This window comes from Cellvibrio sp. QJXJ, assembly GCF_024452345.1.
Classification (GTDB): domain Bacteria; phylum Pseudomonadota; class Gammaproteobacteria; order Pseudomonadales; family Cellvibrionaceae; genus Cellvibrio.
Window position 1 is genome coordinate 4005512 of record NZ_CP101662.1, and the last position, 21290, is coordinate 4026801.

16 protein-coding genes are annotated in these 21290 nt (G+C 50.8%); 13 read left to right on the plus strand and 3 right to left on the minus strand.

Translation table 11 applies throughout. The features are described 5' to 3' along the window. Positions 1–5: 5 nt before the first annotated feature. From truB to NNX04_RS17350, 4 genes are all read left to right on the plus strand, one after another. Positions 6–995 carry a tRNA pseudouridine(55) synthase TruB gene (gene truB / locus NNX04_RS17335; protein WP_261946601.1) on the plus strand — a complete coding sequence of 330 codons (990 nt, stop codon included), beginning with the start codon at positions 6–8 and terminating at the stop codon, positions 993–995. A gap of 177 nt (positions 996–1172) precedes the next feature. Further along, positions 1173–1442, plus strand: coding sequence for a 30S ribosomal protein S15 (gene rpsO / locus NNX04_RS17340; RefSeq protein ID WP_007645205.1), 270 nt, complete (start codon positions 1173–1175; stop codon positions 1440–1442). A 216-nt stretch (positions 1443–1658) separates the two neighbouring features. Beyond that, entirely contained in the window at positions 1659–3785 is a 2127-nt protein-coding gene (gene pnp, locus NNX04_RS17345; RefSeq protein WP_007645204.1) for a polyribonucleotide nucleotidyltransferase, read from the plus strand. Between the two features lie 301 nt (positions 3786–4086). Next, entirely contained in the window at positions 4087–4539 is a 453-nt protein-coding gene (locus NNX04_RS17350; protein ID WP_040393331.1) for a hypothetical protein, read from the plus strand. 309 nt (positions 4540–4848) lie between these two features. On the opposite strand, the gene NNX04_RS17355 is transcribed toward NNX04_RS17350, so the two are convergent. The 3 genes from NNX04_RS17355 to NNX04_RS17365 form a co-directional block, all read right to left on the minus strand. Continuing rightward, on the minus strand, positions 4849–5556 hold the full coding sequence (locus tag NNX04_RS17355; protein WP_261946602.1) for a Crp/Fnr family transcriptional regulator: 708 nt from the start codon (positions 5554–5556) through the stop codon (positions 4849–4851). 258 nt (positions 5557–5814) lie between these two features. Next, positions 5815–6486 carry a ChrR family anti-sigma-E factor gene (locus tag NNX04_RS17360; protein ID WP_261946603.1) on the minus strand — a complete coding sequence of 224 codons (672 nt, stop codon included), beginning with the start codon at positions 6484–6486 and terminating at the stop codon, positions 5815–5817. Continuing rightward, on the minus strand, positions 6483–7061 hold the full coding sequence (locus NNX04_RS17365) for a sigma-70 family RNA polymerase sigma factor (RefSeq protein ID WP_007645193.1): 579 nt from the start codon (positions 7059–7061) through the stop codon (positions 6483–6485). The genes NNX04_RS17360 and NNX04_RS17365 overlap by 4 nt, the downstream gene beginning before the upstream one ends. A 316-nt stretch (positions 7062–7377) precedes the next feature. Between NNX04_RS17365 and NNX04_RS17370 the strand changes: the two genes are divergently transcribed. The 9 genes from NNX04_RS17370 to NNX04_RS17410 all read left to right on the plus strand — a co-directional run bounded on the left by NNX04_RS17370 (position 7378) and on the right by NNX04_RS17410 (position 21251). Beyond that, complete coding sequence (locus tag NNX04_RS17370; RefSeq protein ID WP_261946604.1) at positions 7378–10215, plus strand: DUF4397 domain-containing protein; 2838 nt, start codon at positions 7378–7380, stop codon at positions 10213–10215. 183 nt (positions 10216–10398) lie between these two features. Then, positions 10399–11295 (plus strand): TraB/GumN family protein, encoded by an 897-nt coding sequence (locus NNX04_RS17375; RefSeq protein ID WP_261946605.1) that lies wholly within the window; start codon positions 10399–10401, stop codon positions 11293–11295. 19 nt (positions 11296–11314) lie between these two features. Beyond that, a complete protein-coding gene (locus NNX04_RS17380) occupies positions 11315–12190 on the plus strand; it encodes an ABC transporter ATP-binding protein (protein ID WP_261946606.1) in 876 nt (291 codons plus the stop codon). Further along, on the plus strand, positions 12187–13560 hold the full coding sequence (locus NNX04_RS17385; RefSeq protein WP_261946607.1) for a hypothetical protein: 1374 nt from the start codon (positions 12187–12189) through the stop codon (positions 13558–13560). The genes NNX04_RS17380 and NNX04_RS17385 overlap by 4 nt, the downstream gene beginning before the upstream one ends. After that, on the plus strand, positions 13560–13934 hold the full coding sequence (locus NNX04_RS17390; protein ID WP_007645177.1) for a GntR family transcriptional regulator: 375 nt from the start codon (positions 13560–13562) through the stop codon (positions 13932–13934). The genes NNX04_RS17385 and NNX04_RS17390 overlap by 1 nt, the downstream gene beginning before the upstream one ends. Before the next feature lie 31 nt (positions 13935–13965). Further along, positions 13966–15558, plus strand: a complete 1593-nt coding sequence (locus NNX04_RS17395; RefSeq protein ID WP_261946608.1) for an alpha/beta hydrolase — start codon at positions 13966–13968, stop codon at positions 15556–15558. Then, a complete protein-coding gene (locus tag NNX04_RS17400) occupies positions 15555–16352 on the plus strand; it encodes an ABC transporter ATP-binding protein (RefSeq protein WP_261946609.1) in 798 nt (265 codons plus the stop codon). The genes NNX04_RS17395 and NNX04_RS17400 overlap by 4 nt, the downstream gene beginning before the upstream one ends. Next, positions 16345–17538, plus strand: a complete 1194-nt coding sequence (locus NNX04_RS17405; RefSeq protein ID WP_261946610.1) for an ABC transporter permease — start codon at positions 16345–16347, stop codon at positions 17536–17538. Before NNX04_RS17400 ends, NNX04_RS17405 begins: the two co-directional genes overlap by 8 nt. Before the next feature lie 131 nt (positions 17539–17669). Beyond that, positions 17670–21251 (plus strand): hypothetical protein, encoded by a 3582-nt coding sequence (locus tag NNX04_RS17410; RefSeq protein ID WP_261946611.1) that lies wholly within the window; start codon positions 17670–17672, stop codon positions 21249–21251. Positions 21252–21290 lie beyond the last annotated feature (39 nt).

Here is a 21290-nt window from a genome sequence, read left to right on the forward strand (position 1 = left end):
TATTCATGGCACGTAGAAAAGGCCGTCCAGTCGATGGCGTATTGTTGTTGCACAAACCGGCAGGCATGACTTCCAACCATGCCTTGCAGCGCGCCAAGCGTTTGTTTTTCGTAGAGAAAGCCGGTCATACCGGTGCGCTCGACCCGCTTGCTACCGGTGTTTTGCCCCTGTGTTTTGGTGAGGCGACCAAGTTTTCGCAATTTTTGCTCGATGCTGATAAAGGCTATCGCACCTGTATTCGCCTGGGCGCGACTACCGATACCTGCGATGCCGACGGTGAAATCCTCGAACAAAAATCCACAGCAAGGATTACGCGTGCGCAAGTTGAAGCGGCGCTCAAACCGCTGATTGGCGATATCTTGCAAGTCCCACCCATGTATTCCGCATTGAAGCTCAATGGCCAGCCGCTTTATAAGATGGCGCGTCAGGGGGTTGAAGTGGAGCGTGCCCCGCGTCCGGTCACGATTCACAGCATTGATATTCTTGCTTTTCGCGCGGGTGAAGAGGCCGAAGTTGAGCTGGATATCCGCTGTACCAAGGGCACCTATATTCGCTCCATTGCGGTGGATCTCGGTGAAGCTTTGTGCTGCGGTGGCCATGTCAAAACCCTGCATCGCTCGGCAGCAGGTCTATTTAATGAAGATCAGTGTGTAACATTGGAAGAACTGCAGGCCCGCTTCGATGAAGAGCAGGCAGCACGTGGTGATGAAGCTGCTTATGCCGCGCTTGATAGCTACTTGCTCAGCGCCGATGCACCCGTCGCCAGCTTGCCCGCCGTAGACTTGCCCGCCAATAGCGCCCATTACTTCCGTATGGGCAACCCGGTCATGGTGTCCAAGGTCTATCGATTTGGCGAGCAAGGTGCTATTGTGCGCGTCTTTTGTGCAGAAACCGAACAATCGCCGCGCGCGTTTCTCGGTTTAGGCAGTATCACCGATGAAGGTGGTGTAGCCCCTAAACGAATTTTGGCCAACCGCTCATCCAACGAAACGTAGGTTGGAAACGGATTGAGCGGGGTAAAAGAATTTATCGAGACGGCAATTTGCCAATCGATAAAAAGCCGCGACTGACATCCATCGCTTTATAAGCGCCGGATAATCACCGCAACAACCCACCTGTAAATATGCACGGGCGGGCTGTAATTAAATTGCATATTAATTGAGGAAAACATCATGGCACTGAGTGCTTCTGAAAAAGCTGCAATCGTTAAAGAGTACCAACAAGCAGAAGGCGATACTGGTTCGCCCGAAGTTCAAGTAGCTTTGTTGACTATCAACATCAACAAACTGCAAGGTCACTTCGCTAGCCATAAGGCTGACCACCATTCACGTCGCGGCCTGATCCGTATGGTAAACGCCCGTCGTAAATTGTTGGACTACCTGAAAGGTAAGGACTCTTCTCGTTACGTTGCTCTGATTCAAAAATTAGGTCTGCGCCGTTAAGTTTGTCCAGTGCCCGCTTTGCGGGCACTTTTATTTTGTAGTTTTAGTTTCTGAAAATAGAAAGTGATTAGGGAATTGCGCTGGTGAGAGTAAAAATTAGCGCCCGGGCAGGATGCACATGATTAATGATTTTTTATTAAGCTGAATGAAAAGAACAAACTTAAGACGCGTAACAATTAACGCAAATGATTTTTAGTGAAAACAAAGGATAAAAGAGTGAATCCGATTATTAAAAAGTTCCAATACGGCAACCAAACCGTAACCCTCGAAACTGGCCGTATTGCACGTCAAGCAACCGGTGCAGTGATGGCAACTATGGGTGAAGTATCTGTACTTTGTACCGTTGTTGGTGCAAAACAAGCATCACCAGGCCAGGATTTCTTCCCACTGTCTGTGCATTACCAGGAAAAAAGCTACGCCGCTGGCCGTATCCCCGGCGGTTATTTGAAGCGTGAAGGCCGTCCTTCTGAAAAAGAAACCCTGACTTCGCGTTTGATCGATCGTCCTATTCGCCCATTGTTCCCCGAAGGTTTCCTCAACGAAGTGCAAGTAGTTTGCACCGTGGTATCAACTGACAAGCAATACGATCCCGATATCGTGGCGATGATTGGTACCTCAGCCGCATTGGCTATCTCCGGTATTCCATTCAACGGCCCAATCGGTGGCGCGCGTGTTGGTTACACCCAGGAAGAGGGTTACATCCTCAACCCAAGCTTCAAGCAACTCGAAACTTCCGAGTTGGACATGGTGGTTGCCGGTACTAAAGACGCCGTGTTGATGGTGGAATCTGAAGCAAAAGAATTGCCGGAAGATATTATGCTCGGCGCCGTTCTTTACGCTCACCAGGAAATGCAAGCTGTAGTACAAGCTTGTGTGGAATTGGCGCGCGATGCGGGCAAACCGCGTTGGGAGTGGCAACCAGTTGCCGTTAAAGCGGGTTTGACTGACGCGTTGCTCAAAGGTTTTGGCGATTCAATCGGTATGGCTTACCGCATTACCGATAAAGCAAAACGTTACGACCGTCTGGGCGAGCTGCGCAATCAAGCAGTTGCTGAATTGGCGACTGAAGCGACTGGTTTTACTGCCGATGAAGTGAAAGCCGAATTCGGCATGGTTGAATACCGTTTGGTGCGTTCACGCATCGTAGCGGGTGAGCCACGTATCGATGGTCGCGACAACAAAACCGTTCGCCCCATTCAAGTTGAAGTTGGCGTGTTGGGCAAAGCGCACGGTTCTGCATTGTTCACTCGTGGTGAGACGCAAGCGCTCGTAGTAGCGACCTTGGGTAACGCGCGTGATGCACAAATTATCGACTTCCTCGAAGGCTCCAAAAAAGACGCATTCATGCTGCACTACAACTTCCCACCCTTCTCGGTAGGTGAGTGTGGTCGTATGGGCGCCACTGGCCGTCGCGAAATCGGTCACGGCCGTTTGGCGCGTCGCGGTGTTACTTCGGTACTGCCAAAAGAATCTGATTTCCCTTACACCCTGCGTGTAGTGAGTGAAATTACTGAATCTAACGGTTCAAGCTCAATGGCTTCTGTATGTGGTGCGAGCCTGGCGTTGATGGATGCCGGTGTTCCACTCAAAGCACCAGTAGCCGGTATTGCCATGGGCCTCGTAAAAGAAGCTAACGGCTTTGCGGTATTGACCGACATCCTCGGCGACGAAGATCATTTGGGCGATATGGACTTTAAAGTGGCCGGTACCACCAGCGGTGTAACTGCACTGCAAATGGATATCAAAATCGAAGGTATCACCGAAGAGATTATGGAAATCGCACTGGAGCAAGCTCTGGCCGCGCGTTTACACATTCTCGGTGAAATGAACAAAGTGCTGCCAAGCTCGCGTTCAGTCGTTAGCGAAAATGCACCACGTTTTGAAACCATCAAAATTCATCCGGATAAAATCCGCGACATCATCGGTAAAGGCGGCGCGACTATTCGTGCAATCACCGAAGAAACTGGTTCTTCAATTGATATCGACGATGACGGTACCGTTAAGATTTACGCCGACAACAACGACGCATTACAAGCGGCAATTCTGCGTGTAATGGGTATTGTTGCTGAAGCAGAAATCGGTGCAATTTACGAAGGCACTGTAGTGCGCATCGTAGATTTCGGCGCATTCGTAAACTTCTTGCCGGGCAAAGACGGTTTGGTCCACATCTCTCAAATCGCCGACGAGCGCGTAAACAGCGTGAGCGATTATTTGAAAGAAGGCCAAATCGTGAAAGTGAAATGTTTGGACGTTGATCAACGCGGCCGCATCAAACTTTCGATCAAAGAAGCTTTAGCCGAAGAGTCTGGCGCAGCAGCACCAGTAGAAGTTACTGAAGAGTAATTTTTCTCTGCTCTGAGCTAAACAAAAACGCCCGCCTCGAAAGACGCGGGCGTTTTTTTAACAATAAAAATGCTTCAACGAATTTTGCATACAGAATTTTAAAAATTATTAACAAAATCCGGCTACTACAATAAAAAGCCGATTTTCTGTTATAGCTCAATAAATATCGCGTGATAATTTCTGCTATTGCCACGTGAATTTAAATAATTGAGCGGAGTTTTTGCGCTAACACGGGGTTGGCTGAATGGTTGGCTTTCTGGAGGGCAACTGTTTCCAAATATCTATATGGAGATAACAGAGTATGCGTAACAAACTTATCGCTTTTTCTCTTCCGTTGGTTTTTGCGGCAAAAGCCTTCGCGGCACCAGCTGACTCCGCCTGTGGCTGGGTGGATAACGAAGCGCTGGCCGCACTTGGGCTACACAATGCCGTACGCCAAATGGCACCCCAAGGAACTGATACTCCGAAGGTTGATCAATGCACCTTCGCGGCCCCAAATGCCCCAATACCATCTCTTAAAGTGAGTGTAGAACTTGCTACCGATAATTTAGTACTTAAACCTGTTTGCCAGTGGACAGATTTTCGACAGCCGAATGCTGGTGAGATGGGGCTTTGTTTTATGAAAGTCGGGTATAGCTATGCATCACTCACATTGATGACGGCGCCTTCATCTGCTGCTTCAACGATACAATCTACATTGCGCGCTCAAGCGGAGCGGCTATACAATAAGCATTTAGAGGCTGCCTCAAAATAAGTTACTGCGTTCTGCTCGGGCAAAGAGTTGTTGGAAGTTGGTCGCCGATGCTGCGACTGAAGCTGCTTAAATGCAATTGCTTTCAGCTAAATAACGCCCGCCTCGAAAGAGGCGGGCGTTTTTATTGAGTGGGTATTAGAATCGTAGAGTGGGTGGAGTGCAACGATACCCAGCGCAACGATGAATACTAAAAAGGAATAATTGATGAGCATTCAATTTATTCTCGCAACCGAGAGCGATGCAGAAGTGATCGCTAAGTTTGTTATCAAACTCACAGAAGAAATTTGTTTAAAAACCAATGCTAAAAAATCACTCAAACAATCGCGCGTAATCTTTAGTTACCGCTTCATAACATTCACACGCAACGGCTTCTAATCCTGCTCTATCCAAAATACTGATTTTTCCGCGCGTGTATTGAATTAATTTTCGCTCTTGTAATGCACCGGCGGCGACAGTAATTCCGCTGCGGCGCACGCCGAGCATGTTGGCGAGAAATTCCTGGGTAAGGTGAAAATAATCGGCGTGGGCGCGGTCGTGGGTCATGAGTAGCCAGCGGGCTAAGCGGGGTTCGATGGCGTGAAAGTGGGCGCAGGCGGCGGTTTGTGCGAGCTGTGCCATAAGCACGTATAAATAACGATTAAAGGTGCTGGCGAGAGCGGCGTTGCCTTGCAAATGTTGCTGTAATTTTTCTGCCGTCATGCGCAGTGCAGTGCCTGAACCTTGCACCATGGCGCGCATGGGGGCGCTGTTAATGCCGAGTGCGACGGTGGCGCCGAGCATTCCTTCGTAGCCAATTAATCCCATTTCCAGTGGCTGGTGATCGCGCAGTGTGGTTACCAGATTAATAAAACTGGTAAGCGGAAAATACACATAGCGAAAGGGTTGATCTGGCTCGCACAATATGGTGCCAGCGGTTAATTCCACCAGTTCGCAGCTTTGTAATATTTGTTCACGCGCGGCGGGCAATAAGCCTGCAATCAGGCGATTGACCGGAGGGATAGTATTGGGGGCTAGCATCGAGCGTCCTGTAGCGAAAGCGGCTCGTGGCCAGTGATATGCCACAAGTCTTGCTTTGGAGTCTACTGGATGGTTTTTTTGCTGTCTGTCCGCTACAGGGCATAGGGAAATATTTGTTGCGCCGGGGGTAGTTGCGATTTTGTTGATAGATGGCACTGCGCGTTGCGGCCGTTGTCTCGAATTGCTGGTAAAAAAATCCCCGCAGCAGCGGGGATAACTCGGTCAGTTTTTCTCAGGCATAAACGTGGCGCAAGTTGATTAATGCCACGCCATAAACGGATTAAATATGCGTTGCCAACCCGTAAATTTCAGCGGTGCATTTAATACGGTCAAGCAGATGCAATCTTCATTTTGTAGCGCTGTAGGGCTGTGTTTATGGCTGGTGTCGCGCGCAATAAAATCCCCTTCGTGATAAACACCAAGTTCATCGGAGAAGCCGCCACTTAATATCACTGTGTATTCAAAACCCTTGTGGGTATGGGTGGGAACCTTGGCGCCTGCATTAATTTTTTGCAGGGCGACTTGGAAACCTTTTACATTCAGCAGCGAGGTTAAATCAAACTTGCTAATTTCCTTGGTTTGGCGTTGCCAGGGTAAATCCGCGAAGGATGTCGGCAGGTAACGCAGCAAAGGGTTGTTGAAATGCTGGGTAATTTTTTCGGCATTGCCCATGTCCACTTTCACTTTTGGTGTGTCGCTGTGATCGTGCGGTTCCAGCGATGCCATCAATGAGTCAAACGCCTCGTCCTCGGTGCTGGCGGGCTTGATGGTTTCCAGCAGGGCGCCACCCAAGTGATTAAAATTTTTCACCAAGTCGCGACATTCGTGGCAAAAGCAGAGGTGCATAGACACCGCCAGCGCTTGCGGAATACTCAAGCTGCCCGCTGCGTAATTCATTAACGTCATATCATCGGGATGATAAGCACTCATAGTTCTTTTGCCTCAAACATTACTCGTAATTTCTGCAGCGACAGGCGCAAGCGGCCTTTCACTGTCCCCAAAGGAATTTTCAATTCCTCTGCCACTTCCTCGTGGGTTTTGCCTTCATAGTAGACTTTGCGCAGTGCAATCATTTGTTCTTCCGGTAATTTATCGATGGCGTTTTTTACAAACTTTTCCGTCGATAAATTTTGAATCGAACAAATGGTGGTGTCCTCAGTCGGGATCTGCCACAAGTCTTCAGTTTCTATCACCACTTCCGCGCGGGTGCGATTCAGTTTGCGCAGCATATCGATGCGCTGGTTGCGCGTGATGGTGAAAATCCAGGTGGACACCGAGGCCAGCGCCTCGGAATATTTACCGGCGTTGCGCCACACACTGGTCATCACCTCTTGTACCAACACTTCGGCATGCTGACTAAAGCCTTGGTTGATCGCATAGGCTTTTATACGTGGTGCAAAGTGTTTGTAGATCTCTCTGAACGCTGCTTTGTCATCGTGTTCGGCCACGCGGGCAAGCAGGGCGCCCCAGTCCGGGGTATCGTTTGCTGCACTTGAGTCATTCATCGACCGGGCCTTTGTCGTCGTCATTTGATGTCTCATTATCGCTCACCGGGTAGTTTTAGATAGTCCGTAACACACCTAATACGCCACCTTTATTGCTAGCGATCACCCATACACCCGTGTTTTCGTGCATTTGTGTAATGGGGCAATTTTTGCAAATTATTTTTCATTTTTTTTACGCCGGTTTGATCCCTCCCAAAAAACAGGGCGTAAACCATCCCCGCTGATACCCACCGATGTAATGGGTTTCGCCCTGTGTTACCGATCCAATCTAATCACCAATAACAGCTAATACGATCAATACCAGAGGTAAGGAAAAATGAAATCATTCAGAGGTTTTACTACCCTCGCGAAAGGAGCGGTGCTTGCATTACTTAGCGTCGTTCTTGTTGCCTGCGGTAGCGATAGCAAAAAGCAAGATGTGCGTGTAGCTGTCAGTCCCGCTGCTGTAACGGTAAAGGTGGGCATGACTCAAAATTTCACGGCGAGTGTTTTCGGTACTAAAAATGCGAGTGTTAGCTGGGCAGTCGATGAAGCCAATGGCGGCACTATCACTGGCGCTGGTGTGTATACGGCACCAGCCACCCCAGGCACTTACCATGTGACAGCCACCAGTGTTGCGGATAACACCAAAAAGTCCTCGGCGACCGTAACGGTTGTACCACTGGATAAAACCACCGTGCGTGTATTCCATGGTTCAGCCGACGCGCCCAAAGTGAACCTGTGGGTAAACAATGCGGAGGCAGTTTCTGATCTGGATTATTTGCAATCGACCGGCGTATTGGAGCTGGATGAAGGCACTTACAACATCGCTGTAGAGGGTGTTATCCCCAGCGGCAATGCGGTAGTGATTGGCCCGGTTGATTTGCAATTGGCGGGCAACACCGCCTATGACGTAATTGCCGTCGGTCCAGTGGCCGATATAGAGCCTTTAGTGATTGCGGACACTGGCAGCCTGAGCGATGCCACCAAAGTGCGGGTGCGTGTAGCCCACCTTGCCGCTGCCGCGCCCGAAGTAAAAGTGTTTGTCACCGCGCCCGACACTGACCTCGCCAGCGCCACTCCGCTCGGCACTTTCGAATTTAAAGACACTCTCGGCCCCGTTGAAGTGGATGCTGGCACCTACCAGATCCGCGTAACCCTGGCTGACAATACCGTCGTTTATGATTCAGGCGCCGTAGCACTGATGGCCGGCAAGGATCTGTTGGTGGGCGCGGTAGCCAATGTTGGCACTGGTTCATCGCCCATCAGCCTTGCGGTATTGGATGGTGACGCGGTCGCAATCCTGAACGACAAAAATGCCGGTGCTGACATCCGTGTGGTACACGCCTCGGCAGATGCACCGGCTGTCGATGTCACCGCGAATGACGCTGATACGCCTGCCATCGCCAACCTCGCATTCCCCGAAGCGACTGGCTACCTGAACCTGCCTGCGGCGACCTACAACTTCAAAGTGACTCCCAACGCAGCGACTACTCCTGTTGTGATCGATGCCGCCTTAGCTCTGGCGAACGGCAGTGCCTACAGCGTTTTGGCGGTAGGTGCGCTGGCCAATATTGAGGCTTTGGTGCTGACCGACAACAACCGTTCGGTGGCAACCGAAGCCAAAGTGCGTTTGGTGCACGGTTCAACCCTGGCTGGTAATGTCGATATCTATGTCGTTGCTGCGGGTGCGGATATCGCGACTGCATCCCCCGCATTCGCCAATATCCCTTTTAAAGCCGAAACCGGTTATGTCAGCCTAGCTGCCGGTGAATACGACGTAATCATTGCGCCAACCGGCACCAAAACAGAAGCCATCAAAGCCTCTGTTGCCCTTGAAAATGGTGGTGTTTATACCGCGATCGCACGCGACGGCGCTGGTTTGACCGCAGCCTTGGGGGTGATTGGTTTGGATGGTTTGGCACCTAACAAAACCCAAGTGCGTGTTATCCATGCGTCTGCGGATGCACCTAAAGTGAATCTGTGGGTAGATGGCGCTGTAGCTGCATCAGGCTTGGATTATCAGAAAACGACTGGTTTCCTTGAGCTGGATGGCGGCACCTACAATATCGCGGTTGAAGGTGTAATTCCCGGCGGCAACGCGACCGTGATAGGCCCCGTCGACTTAACCTTTGATGCCAACATGCGTTACGACGTACTGGCCGTGAATTCGGTGGCTAACATCGAACCCTTGTTACTGACCGATATGGGCAAGCTGGCCAATGGCAACAACGTGCGTGTGCGTGTGGCGCACTTGGCAGCCGCTGCACCGGAAGTGAAAGTGCATGTGACTGCACCCGGCGATGCCATTTCTGACGCGACTTCACTCGGCAGTTTCGAATTTAAAGAAACCTTAGGCCCCGTCGAAGTTCCCGCTGGTACTTATCGCATTCGCGTCACCCTACCCGATAACACCGTGGTATTTGACTCAGGCTCAGTTGCTCTCACTAGTGGTAAAGACCTGCTAATCGGCGCTGTGCCAAACGTGGGTACCGGTACATCGCCTATCCAGCTGATTGTGGTGGATGGTGCCGACGTAGCAGTACTGGGTGATGCTATGGCGGGGGCCAATATCCGTGTGGTGCACGCCTCGGCCGATGCGCCCGCAGTGGATGTAATCGCGAATGACGGCGTGGCTCCAGCCGTCAGCAACCTGGCATTCCCTGCATTCACCAACTACCTGAACCTACCTGCCGCGACTTACAACTTCAAAGTTGTGCCTACCGGTGTAACTACCCCCGTTGTTATCAACGCCGACGTGCCACTGGCCAACAGCACCGAGTACACGCTGCTGGCAGTGGGCGCGTTGGCGAACATCGAGCCGCTGTTATTAACTGACAACAACCGCAAAGTGGCGACCGAAGCCAAAGTGCGGTTGGTGCACGGTTCTTCGTTGGCGGGTGAGGTGGATATCTACGTAGTTGCTGCCGGTGCATCCATCGCAGAAGCTATGCCCGCGTTTACGGCGGTGCCCTTCAAGGCGGATACCGGTTATGTATCGCTGGCTGCAGGTGACTACGATGTAATTATCACTCCAACCGGCACCAAAACCGAAGCCATCAAAGCCACCCTGACCTTTGCCACTGGCATGGTTTACACCGCCGTAGCACGCGATGGTGTTGGGTTGACCACACCGCTGGGTGTGATTGGTTTGGATGCATTAGCGCCGCAATAACTGCTTTTTCAGGTTATTTATCCTAAAAGCGCCCGGATTCGTCCGGGCGTTTTTTTTGCCCAGAACAACACTATTTTTCCATCGGCGACTTGTGGGATTACTTATTGTGTATTAGTGTAGTGATACACATGGTGTTTTGGGTCGTACACCACCACACAACAATAAAGCCGCAAGGAGAGTTCGATGAGTATTCATCGCCATTTATCAATAAGCCGTTTTTTAATCCTGCTCTGCCTGTTGGCAGGTGCATCCGCTCATGCACAAACCAGCCTGTACGAGATCAGCAAGGGCAATCAGAAAATTTATTTGGGCGGCACTATTCATTTGCTGCGCAGCAGCGACTACCCCTTGCCCGCCGAATATGATCACGCCTATCAACAGGCCGATGTGCTGGTACTGGAAACCAATCTGGACAATGCGGCATCGCCTGAGTTTGGTCAAAAAATGGCGAAAGCGTTTATGTACAGCGGCGGAAAAACACTGGCCGAGGATTTGCAACCCGCACTCTGGCAAGAGCTGCAGACTTTTTCAGCCGCACGCCAATATCCCATCGCCCAAATGAGTGCCTTTAAAGCGATGTTTGTCAGTCTGTCGCTCTCGGTAGTTGAAATGCAGCGTTTAGGGTTTGGTGTGGCCGAGGGAGTGGATATGGTTTTTTTCCAAAAAGCCAAAACCGATAGCAAGCCCGTATTGGAATTGGAATCCGGCGATGAAGTATTAACACAGCTCGCATTGCTGGCTGATATGGATGCCAATATGGTGATCAAAGCGACCCTGCGCGATTTACACAAAATGGATGCGGTGTTGGAAAAAGCATTGGGTTATTGGCGTCGTGGTGAATTGGAAAAATTGGATCGCGAAATGTCGGCCGATATGCGCCGCGAAGCGCCCGAGGTCTATCAGCATTTATTAATCGCACGCAATCAGGCGTGGCTACCCAAAATAGAAAAACTGTTTGCAACGACCGATGTGGAACTGGTGTTGGTGGGTAGTTTGCATCTCTCCAGTAAAGATGGCCTGCTCGCGCAACTTAAACAGCGCGGTTATCAGGTAAAACCTTATCTCGCCAAACAACCCTAATGGGATAAAAGGAGTTTTTATGTCTGCCTGTGTATCGCTAAAAAATCTGCAACGCCAATATTCACGCGTCACCGTTCTAAAGGGAATCAATGCCGAGGTATTGCCGGGGCAAGTCATTGCCCTCTTGGGCAAAAACGGCGCGGGTAAAACCACGTTATTAGAAACGATTTTGGGTTTTGGTTTTCCCTCGGCAGGCGAGGCGAAGCTTTGGCAGCTTGATGCCACACAAATCGGCGGTGAAACTAAACAGCGTATTGGTTTTGTACCGCAACAGGATGAGTTGCTGCCCAGTTTAACCGGTGGGGATCACCTGAAATTATTTAAAAGTTTCCGCACCCACTGGAACCAACCGCTGGTTGATAAATTAATTGCGGAATGGTTAATTCCCATGGATATGCACACGGGAAAAATGTCGGTGGGGCAGCGACAAAAATTATCCATTCTGCTGGCGCTGGCCCATGAGCCGGAATTATTGATTCTGGACGAGCCTGTTGCCAGTCTTGATCCCATCGCCCGCCGCCAGTTTTTGCAACAGCTGGTGGATATTGCCGCCGATGAAAATCGCGCAGTAATTTTTTCTACCCATATCGTGAGCGACGTGGAACGAGTTGCCAATCAGGTGTGGATGCTGCGCGATGGCGATTTGGTTTATCAGGGTGGCTTGGATGAACTTAAAGAAAGTTTTGTGCGCGTCACTTTAACCTTTGATCATCCATTTACCCAAAAAATTAGCTGGCCGGATGTAATCAAACAAAAAAATAGCGGCAATCAAACCCAGCTCACGATTGAACGCTGGCAACCCCATATGGAGCAGCAACTTGCACAGGAATTTTCAGCGCAGGTGAGGGTAGAGTTTTTAGGACTGGAAGATATTTTTCTGGAGATGAATCCATGAATATCCAGGCAACACTCAATCAATATTGGCGCTTGATTCTGGTGATGCTGTTGCCGGCGCGCTATGTAAAATGGTTAGCTGTATTTACATTCACGGTGTTAATGTCCGGTGCGCTACTACGTTTTTTTGGTCACTCGCTAGTCTTGTATATAGGCACAGCATTTAGCCTCCTGCTACTGATGATGATAGGCATGTTGGTGCCGGGGCAAATGCTCGCACTTAGAAGCAGCAAACAATTCCAGTATATGGCCGATCTGCGGTATAAATTATTTTTCCTGGCGCTGGCATTTTGGTGCTTGGCATCCTTGGCCTTATCTGCCGCCCTGACTACATTAGATCCAAAAGGGTTCAGTTTTCCTATTACCTTAGCTGTAGCAACTATGGGGTTGAGTGGTGTTGCTGTGCTCTTTGCGGTGGTTGGCTCTTATATGCAAACCGCACAGGGTTTCGTTCCATTATTTGTGTGGGTGCTCTTCTTCTCCGCAAAAAGTACCAATTTATTTTCTTCCGCACACATAACTACTTATTGGTTCATCACTATAGGTTTATGGTCGGTAATGTTTATCTGGTGGTTTCGTTGGCAGCCACAAAAATATCTGGTGAATTTTATGACCCTGCCCGCAGCAGAAATGCAGCGGCTGCAAATGACTAATACCCAGACGATGGCTGCTGCATTTTCCTCTGTGCCTAAAACCCTGGCGGGAAGTTTGTTAGTGAACGCCTCAGATGGTATTCAAGCTTGGTGCAAACGTGAGCTGGGGCAGTTGGTGTTTTTTCTGCTTATGCTTGGGTTGATGTTTTATTGGATAAAACAAATCCCGCAAAATGCGGCGGGGGTTATGGTTGGCATTTACCTGTTTATTTTCATCTGCATTCGCGGCAGCGTTATCTTCCAGCACATTTTCCGCAATCTGCATCGCTTGTGGATGAATAGCTCCTTTTCCAGAACAGAAATTCTCACTTACATTGAAACACGTTATTTCCTGTTATTGGCTGCTTCCTTGATACCCGTCATCTTTGTGCTTGGCGTGATTAACCATTATCTATTGGATGAATTATTAAGCCTGTTTAACGTCGTTTATTTATTGCTGATTGGTTTGTTGATGTGCGGCTTGTCGTTTTACCTGGGTTTGTTTATCTACCTGAAAAGCGCTGCCAGTTTCCTCTGGTTGAATTGGGTTAGCCCAATAGTAAACCTCTGTCTGATTGGCGTGATGGTTTACTTTAATATCCTGTTTGGACCTGACTCGAGTGTTGAACACAGGGATTATCTGACATTTTCTACCGGGTTATTAATACTGGTTTTAGCGGGGCGCACATGGGTTAAATCCCATTGGCACAAGATTAACTTTTTCAGGGTGAAAAACTAATGTTCACTCTCAATCCCCAATCCGGCATTCCTATTTATCGTCAACTCGCCGAACAAATTCGGCGTATGGTGGCGGGTGGTCAATTAAAAGAGGGTGATGAATTGCCCTCGGTGCGCGAAGTGGCGTTGGAGCATGCGGTAAACCCCATGACCATTTCCAAAGCTTATAGTTTGTTAGAACTGGAGGGTGTGCTGGCGCGGCAGCGCGGTAAACCCATGCAGGTGGCGGCGCAAAAAAAATCGGTGCATAACGAGCAGCAGCGCTTGGCACATTTGCATCCACAGCTTGAACAATTGGTGCTGGCGGCGCGGCAATTGGAAATCCCCGATAAGTTGCTGCTTAGCAGTTTGCGTGAATTACTTGCGGAAAAATAATATTAATTGGGTATCCATAAGGAACCAACGGATGAAAATAACCTGGTCTGTTTATACAGTGTTGTGTTTTTTATCGCTCGGCATCGTGTCGGGATGCGATGAAAAAACCAATGAACTATCAACCGCAGCGTCGCTGCTTAAACCTTGTCCCGGCTTTGAAGAAACGGGAAAACCACCGGTGGTCTATGGTGCTCAGTGTGGCGAGCTGGGGGTTAAAGAAAATCCGCAGGATGCACAAAGTGCAGAAATTAAAATTGCGATTTTGCGGTTGCCAGCAATTAGCCCCGTGGCGCAAGCTGATCCCCTGTTTTTAATTCAGGGTGGACCGGGTGGTTCATCTATTGAAATGGCGAATCAGTTGCATGGTTTTTTTGCGGATATACGTAAAAACCGCGATTTAATTTTTATTGACCAGCGCGGCACGGGAAAATCCAACCCTCTGCATTGCGAAAAAATGTCGCCGCTGGATGCTAACCTGCCTGATGCTGCCCAGCTGGAAAAACAGTTGGACATTATGCGCGCCTGTGTAGAAAAATATAAAAATTCCCTGCCGTTTTATACCACCTGGCACGCCGTACAAGATATAGATGCGGTGCGCACTGCTTTGGGCTACCAGAAAATTAATCTGTGGGGTGTCTCTTATGGCACCCGTGTTGCGCTCGAATATTCGCGGCAATTTGGCGATAACACGCGCAGTATTATTTTAGATGGTGTTGCTCCTACTGAAATTGCACTCGGAAAATATTCTGCACGGGATATGCTCGCGGCGCTGACCGCCGTTAGCAATGAATGTATGGCACAAACGGAGTGCGCCGCGCAGTATGGCAACCCGCTGGAAAAAGCAGAAATTGTGTATTCGCGTTTGCGTGCGGCGGAAGAAGCAGGTGAACCAATACAGGTGACTTACCGACATCCGCGTCATCAACAAGAGGCGACCCAGCGGTTAACGCCGCGCGCATTTTCGCTGTTGATGTTTATGGCGCTTTACACCCGCGACATGACCGTGCTGTTGCCGGAAATGATTAGCCATGCCGAGCAAGAAAATTATCAGCTATTGGCTGCATTACTTTCTCTCGCCAGTGATCAGGCTTACAAAATGAATATCGCCGAGGCGATGCATTTCAGTGTGATTTGCAATGAAGACTGGCCGCTTATTTCGGCGAGTGATAGAGCCACCACGCCGCCTTTTTTTGGTTTTAATCCCATTGAGGATAAAGCCGCTATTTGTGCTATGTGGCCTGCTGCCGAATTACCGGCGGACTATTGGGAACCCATTCGCAGCACAGTCCCAGCGTTATTACTGTCAGGAAAATATGATCCGGTCACGCCACAAGTCTGGGCTAACTCTGTTGCGAATACTTTGCCAAATGCGACCGCCTTGGTGGCGGAGGGTGGTAATCACGGTGTATCCACCGAAGGTTGTATGCCACAAATTATTGCGCAATTTATTGAGCGGGCGAGTATGGAGGGCGTGAATAGAGATTGTGTTGCGCAAATTAAAACCTTGCCGCTGGTGCTGGGTGCCAATCAAGCGGCCAATGTTTCATCTGATGCGGAAAATGTTTCATCGAGTTCAGCACAGGCATCATCCAGCGCAACAGTAATGGAAGGAGCGCAACCATGATTCGCGTTGAACATTTAAGTAAAGTGTTTTATCCAAAAAAACAAAAAAATAGCGCTTTGCCTGACGGTAAAAAGGTGCCGGAGGCAAATGTTATTACGGCCTTGAATGATGTGAGTTTTACGCTGAAAGATGGCGAAATCACCGGTTTGTTAGGGTTAAACGGTGCGGGTAAATCTACCCTGATGCGTTTAATTTATGGCTTGTTGCAGCCGACGGCGGGCGATGTGTGGGTGAACGAACATCAGCTCAGTGTCGCAGCCAATGCCGCGCGGCAACAATTGGGTGTGCTGCCGGATGACACAGGTTTGTACAAGCGGTTAAGTGCGCGTGAAAATATTCGCTACTTTGGCGAGCTGCAAGGTTTAACCGGCATGCAGCTGGAAGAATCCATTAATCAATTAATTAACTGGTTGGGCATGGAGGCAATTGCCGATCGTCGCGCGGAAGGCTTCTCGCTCGGCGAACGCATGAAAACGGCACTGGCGCGCGCCATAGTACATCAACCGCAACATATTTTATTAGACGAACCCACCAACGGGCTGGATGTAATTACCACGCGCTCGGTGCGCCGTTTATTGCACGAATTAAAAGCGCAAAACCGCTGCGTGATTTTTTCCAGCCATTTGATGCACGAAGTCAGTGGCCTGTGTGATCGCATTTTGGTGATTCATCACGGTCGCATTCTGGCCGATGGCAATCTTGAGGCAATTATGGAAATAGGGCAGGCCACCAATTTGGAGGACGCCTTTGTCAATTTGGTGCAGGCGGCCAACAAGGAATCTATTTATGAATAAATTTTTGCAAACCTTGTTAATTGTGTGGCGCAAAGAATGGCGCGATGCCCTGCGCGATAAAAAAAGTTTACGCATGGCATTTTTAATGCCGGTTTATTTTGTTGCCGTATTTGTTGCTTCGTCCTTATTTATTATTCATATGAGCCAGCAATCGCGCGCGACTACCAGTGAGCCGATTAAATTATCGGTTGTTGGCGCCGAGCAATTGCCTGCTTTGGTGGATTGGTTACAGGAGCGCGGTATTCAGGTGCAGGCGGCAGATGAACAAGCTTATCAACAAGTGCAAAGCGGGCAGTTGGGTTACGCCTTAATTGTGCCGGAGGATGCGCGCGAAAAATTCGCCACCGGAGAATCCATTGAGTTAGCGCTGGTGTTTGATGCCACCAATAATAAATTGCAGGGCGCGATTCATTTTGTGCGGCAACAAATTTGGAGTTGGAACGCGCGTGTTGGCAGTTTACGTTTGCTGTCGCGCGGCATATCGCCTGCCATCGTCAACCCGGTAATGGTGCGCGATTTAAATGTGGCAAGCGATCAAAAAATGGGATTTTTTGTGATGGCCAGCTTGCCCATGTTATTAATTCTTACGGTATTTATGGCAACCGTGGGTTTCAGTGCGGATATGACAGCGGGCGAGCGCGAGCGACGTTCATTGGAATCGCTGCTCATTACACCCGCGCCTTCTGGCGCTTTGCTGTTGGGGAAATGGCTTAACAGTTTGTCATTAACCTTTTTGGTGCTGGTGGTTGAATTAACGCTGCTCGCTATCGCTTTTGCGTATGTGCCATTTAAAGAGTTGGGTTTACGAGTGCATGTTACGCCGCTGGATTTATTGGTGGTGTTGGTGGCGTTAATGTCGTTGGCGATAGTCGCGACGGCGCTGCAGTTTTTAATTTCCATGTTTGCGCGCAGTTTTAAAGATGCACAAACCTACATGGGGCTAATGATTTTTATCCCCATGGTGCCATTGTTTTACACGCTCCTTAACCCCAGCGCCTATGCCGATTGGTTTCGCTGGGTGCCGGTATTAGCGCAGCAATTAGTGGTGAAAGATTTATTGCTGGGTGGCGATGTACCACTGCTCGCATTTGCCCAGGCATGGTTAGTGGCGGTGGTATTAGCGGCAATATTTTTGCGTTTTACTGCGCAGCAATTGCGTAAACCGAAAATTGTGTATGGGGTGTAAATGCCCTGCGGTATCACGGGGTAAATGGAAAAAAATCACCGGGGTCTTGTGTGAAAAGTCATAGAGCAATCCAGTCACAGGGAGGATGCTGAATAGTGTAGATATTTTTCTACCTATCAAGGAGGTTCATCATGACTAGCAAGGTTTTGATTGTTCTCGAAAGTGGATATCGCTTTGACTTTGACCCTACGGGCGCACCGGATTTCACCTACACCACACTGGTGAATACGCTGTCCAGCGCCGGATTCCAGGTTACCCGCGCGCATCGGGAATCGGATGCGACACCCGGTGTACTGCAGTCCTTCGATTTTGCGGCGCCGGGCGCCAACCTGTTGCAATATGATGTTATCTGGCTGATTGGTTTGCGCGGGCGCAACCTCTCCTTTGGTGCCAGCGGTAGTTTTGATTTGAGTGAGGCAGAGCTGGCGGCAATTACTCGCTTTATGGATGCCGGTGGTGGTGTATTTGCCACGGGTGACCACGACAGCCTTGGTGCGGATATGTGTGGCCGCATTCCGCGTGTGCGTGCCGCGCGCTGTTGGTATGGCGCAGGTGATGGCACGACCCTCGCCGACGATCACTCCCCCATGCCAGACGACTTTCCCAAAAATTTCCCACCTTTTAGTGCGGCGCGCGCCGACACCACGCGGCCTAATCCAGCGGGTGACTACAGCGAATTTTCTGCCCCCTTTGTGTGGTTTGAAAACCAGTCGGACTCTGTGCCTCAGGTAATCGCGCCCATCACCTCGCCCGCGCACCCCATTCTGCGCAAAGGGGACAGGGATATAGTGCTTTACCCGGATCATATGCACGAGGGCAATACTCTGGGAGAGGTGCCCGGTTATAACTACAACCAAACCCTGATGCTCGATGGCCAGAACTTTGTGGAGTTTCCCGCACTGGCTGGCGAACACCCCAAGCCCGAGGTCATCGCTACCGGGCAGGTGCTGGAAAATGCCTCGCGCTTTGCTACGGGTGGCAATGCTGATTTGGCAATTGCCTCCAGCAAAACAGTGAACACAATCAGTGTCTATGACGGCCGTCGCGCAGGTGTTGGTCGGGTAGTAACCGGGGCGACGTTTCACCATTACGTGGACATCAACCTGACCGGTGATTCCGGCATCACCCCCGGCTTACCGCAAACGCGTGCGGGTGCCGATGCGGCCAAGGGTCACGGCTTCGCCCATCCGGGAGCTGAATCGACCTTTGATGATATTAAGACAGTCTTTATTAATATCACCCGCTGGCTGGCGCGACCAAGGCCAGCCATCCGTTTGGTGCTGGAGCGAAGTACCTTCGGGCAGGACGAAGTGACAGTCAATCCGGAATTTGCCGGTGCCTTTTTGGTGACGGTGGATGGATTGAAACCGGGGCAATTCCCTGGCAGCGGCATCACTACCCTCATGCCATCGGCGGCGCAGTTGGCTAGTTGGGCGCCCGCCATCAGTTTGTCGGGAGCGCCGGCGATTGAAGTTATCCCCACCGGGGTAGCCAGTGATGATCCGACCCTCGCGGCGCGTTTGCAGCGGTTTACCTTCACTTATCGGGTGCGCTTTGTCGGCAATGCCTTTGGTTTTGCGGAACCCAATCGAACCGTGGAAGTGAATGCCGCCCTGAACAGCACTGAGGGAGCATTGTCCGATACCGCCTGGATTCAGCTGGTGAAATCGGCCAACCCCTTTATGCTCGATCTAGAGGGTGGCAATACTACTTCATGGCTAAGTTCCGACTTGAAGGTATTTCGCGTGGTTGCCGGTGAGTCAGTGCATGGCATCAGCCTGCCGAATGGCGCCACCCGTGCCCAGGCGCTGCAGTTCATTAATACCCTTAGCGGCAGCATCACACCTGCCCAGTTTGAGGCACTTACTGGCAACCAGTCGGCGTCTGCACTGAGCCCTTTTCCTACCACTACCAGCGGCCGCAATGTGTACAACTTTGCCATCGCGCGGGTGAGACGGAATGGCACTATGTTGGCGGCGAATGATGTGCGCTTGTTTTTCCGTATCTTCACGTCGCAAACCACCGCCGCACTCACCTACCGCGAGGCGATGGGCGCCCCTTTGGAAGGATACCTGAGAACCGCAGGTGCTAACCCGATTGCTTTGCCGGGCCAGGCCGGCGGTGAATGGTTGTCATTCCCCTGTTTTGCTGAAGGGCGTGCCGCAACGCCAGCCAGTCAAGTGGATGGCAACAATGTGAAGACCATCAGCACCAGCGAAAGCAATAAATTTTTTGGTGTGCTGCTGGATACCAACCTCAGCGGGAATTACCTGCCGCCTACACCTGCCGGTGGCATTGCGGAGCCACTGCCTGATCTGTTGATGGGTGAGCACCAATGTCTGGTGGCGCAAATCGAATTTGCCGGAACACCCATCCCCAATGGTGCCAACCCCAGCACCTCCGACAAGTTGTCGCAGCGCAATATAGCGTTAAGTGAAGTCGCGAACCCCGGCTTGGCTGCTTCGCGCCTCGCTGTTCACACCTTTGAGATAGAGGCAAGGCCACAGCCCATTAGCGATTCGCTGTTGCCAGATGAGCTGTTGCTGGAGTGGTCGCGCAACCTGCCGGACGGCACCTACGTGAATATCGAAATTCCCGGATGGCGCGCACAGGAGGTGGTGATGCTGGCAGATCGCTACTATCCGCTGCATAACATTCGTGCGCTGGACGATCGTACTATCCAGTTACCGGCGGGCGGCAGCTGTTATATTCCATTGCCGCGCAGCCTTAAACGCCAAACCGGAGTGATCAGTGTGGAGCTGCCCTTGGGAATCAAAAAGGGTCAGCGCTTTGATGTGGCGGTGCGGCAAATTACCAATCGCGGGCGCAACGTAAAATTCCCGTCACCTAAAATGCGGGAGATTTCGCGGAAGGAGGCAGAAAAGCTGATTGCCGGATTGCTTAAAAGCAGCGGCGATACCCGCACCAAAACCCGCGATCTACTGGCACAAAAGGGTGGGGTATTCGACTTGGGTAACAACCTTAGTTTGGTGACTGACCTGTCAGTATTGGATGCGCAAGGCGACCACGCCGTACTGATTGAGCACCCCGATCCCAAGGCGATGGAAGCAGCGCGGCGCGAAGCGCGTATGTGGCGCGAAACCCTCGGTGCTTTCCAGCTGGGGATTCCGGTATCGGTGAAAGATGACATGCTGTTGCATCATCTGCGCCTATTGTCGGTTATGACCTGGCGCGCCGCGAAGCTGAGCCGCAAAAGCCGTTGGTATGCAACCTTTATGCGCTATGTCGAGTTACTCACTGACAAAGTGCGCGCCTTGGGCGGCGACCCTTTTGCGCTACCGGCAACACCGGATGGCATTATCCCGCAGTTGGGTGTGAAGGATGATGACCCTGCAGGCGGGGGCGCAAACCCTGGTCAAGGCGGTGCGGCAGGCGACACAGCGGATGGCTACTTTGAACCTGCGGTGGACGATTGGCTGGCAGGTACTCAAGGGCTCCCTGCACCGGCAGATGCCAAACCCGGCATTTGGTCAGGTAAGGTCAGTGGTCTGCTGTTCGATCACTTCGGTGACTTTGAGGGCTTTACCTTGGAGACTTATGGCGGCGTACATCTGCGTTTTTTCAGTCGCGAAATGGCGATTCACGGTTTGGCGCAGAGTGCGTGGCGGGAGCGTTATGTAGTGACCGTGATTTCAGTTTCCGCGCAAAGCCGGGAGGTTCGCCGACTGCTGATCCGGGGCTACTCGGCCTAGCGGCGATGATCCAGTCAGCATGGTTTGTTGTGTCCAATA

Excerpts from the sequence above, each read along its gene's own strand:
- truB (WP_261946601.1), top strand. The coding sequence starts at position 6 with ATGGCACGTAGAAAAGGCCGTCCAGTCGATGGCGTATTGTTGTTGCAC.
- rpsO (WP_007645205.1), top strand. The coding sequence starts at position 1,173 with ATGGCACTGAGTGCTTCTGAAAAAGCTGCAATCGTTAAAGAGTACCAA.
- NNX04_RS17350 (WP_040393331.1), top strand. The coding sequence starts at position 4,087 with ATGCGTAACAAACTTATCGCTTTTTCTCTTCCGTTGGTTTTTGCGGCA.
- NNX04_RS17355 (WP_261946602.1), bottom strand. The coding sequence starts at position 5,556 with ATGCTAGCCCCCAATACTATCCCTCCGGTCAATCGCCTGATTGCAGGC.
- NNX04_RS17360 (WP_261946603.1), bottom strand. The coding sequence starts at position 6,486 with ATGAGTGCTTATCATCCCGATGATATGACGTTAATGAATTACGCAGCG.
- NNX04_RS17365 (WP_007645193.1), bottom strand. The coding sequence starts at position 7,061 with ATGAATGACTCAAGTGCAGCAAACGATACCCCGGACTGGGGCGCCCTG.
- NNX04_RS17370 (WP_261946604.1), top strand. The coding sequence starts at position 7,378 with ATGAAATCATTCAGAGGTTTTACTACCCTCGCGAAAGGAGCGGTGCTT.
- NNX04_RS17375 (WP_261946605.1), top strand. The coding sequence starts at position 10,399 with ATGAGTATTCATCGCCATTTATCAATAAGCCGTTTTTTAATCCTGCTC.
- NNX04_RS17380 (WP_261946606.1), top strand. The coding sequence starts at position 11,315 with ATGTCTGCCTGTGTATCGCTAAAAAATCTGCAACGCCAATATTCACGC.
- NNX04_RS17385 (WP_261946607.1), top strand. The coding sequence starts at position 12,187 with ATGAATATCCAGGCAACACTCAATCAATATTGGCGCTTGATTCTGGTG.
- NNX04_RS17390 (WP_007645177.1), top strand. The coding sequence starts at position 13,560 with ATGTTCACTCTCAATCCCCAATCCGGCATTCCTATTTATCGTCAACTC.
- NNX04_RS17395 (WP_261946608.1), top strand. The coding sequence starts at position 13,966 with ATGAAAATAACCTGGTCTGTTTATACAGTGTTGTGTTTTTTATCGCTC.
- NNX04_RS17400 (WP_261946609.1), top strand. The coding sequence starts at position 15,555 with ATGATTCGCGTTGAACATTTAAGTAAAGTGTTTTATCCAAAAAAACAA.
- NNX04_RS17405 (WP_261946610.1), top strand. The coding sequence starts at position 16,345 with ATGAATAAATTTTTGCAAACCTTGTTAATTGTGTGGCGCAAAGAATGG.
- NNX04_RS17410 (WP_261946611.1), top strand. The coding sequence starts at position 17,670 with ATGACTAGCAAGGTTTTGATTGTTCTCGAAAGTGGATATCGCTTTGAC.